The organism is Streptomyces flavofungini (genome assembly GCF_041028215.1).
Lineage (GTDB): Bacteria > Actinomycetota > Actinomycetes > Streptomycetales > Streptomycetaceae > Streptomyces > Streptomyces flavofungini_B.
The window spans coordinates 1-876 of record NZ_JASKYR010001358.1 but is presented as its reverse complement, the minus strand read 5'-3'; the positions used below and the strand labels follow the sequence as shown (position 1 = coordinate 876).

The window sequence follows — 876 nt, the reverse complement described above, 5'->3', positions numbered from 1 at the left end:
CCCCCGTCTCGCCGCGTCGGCTACGTGCCGTAGGGGCGGACGGGGGCACGCGTCCGCAGGCGCCGCTCCGGCCGGAGGGGACGTGGGGGTATGTGCGAGCGCAGCACAGGGATTCCCTCATGCCTCTGTTCATCGTTGGGCGATGCGGTCTAGATGGCGAGCACGCACATACCCCCGCGGCCCCGCCCCCACGACATGGCGAGGCGCGACCGAGGTCAACGGAACGCGGCAAGACGGCCCTGCCGCACCCCTTGTCTGATGGAGCGTCAGATAACACCATGGCCGCCAGTCCGGCCTAGCGGAGGGTGGCGTTTGTTGTGGGGCGAGACAGCGGCAGCAACGGCAGCAACCGTAAACAACGCTTGCTCACCTACGGGATGCAGCTCCCCGTGCAGTCCCAGAGTTCCCTCTACGCCGAACCCTGGGAAGCCACCGCCGGCGCCGAAGACCTCGCCGAGATCGCCCGCACCGCGGACCGCACCGGCTTCGACTACCTCGCCACCTGCGACCACGTAGCCATCCCGCACCACCTCGCCGCCGCGATGAGCACCGTCTGGTACGACCCCGTAGCCACCCTCGCCTACCTCGCCGGAATCACCACGAACGTCCGCCTCATGAGCCACGTGGCCATCGTCGGCCTGCGTCACCCCCTCGCCACCGCCAAGCAGTACGCGACCCTCGACCACCTCAGCCACGGCCGCCTCATCCTCGGCGTGGGCGCGGGCCACGTACGCGAGGAGTTCGAGGCGCTCGGCGTCGACTTCGAGCGGCGCGGCCCGATCCTCGACGAGACGGTCGACGCCCTGAAGGCGGCCCTCGGCCAGGACGAGTACCCGACCCACCACGGCGAGCGCTTCGACTTCGAGGGGCTCGGCC

Annotated in this window: 1 protein-coding gene; it reads left to right on the top strand. The window is 70.2% G+C overall.

Translation table 11 applies throughout. The features are described from left to right. Positions 1-377: 377 nt before the first annotated feature. Positions 378-876, top strand: a 499-nt coding sequence (locus tag AB8Z36_RS41045) for an LLM class flavin-dependent oxidoreductase (RefSeq protein WP_369218429.1), incomplete at its 3' end; no start/stop codon positions are given.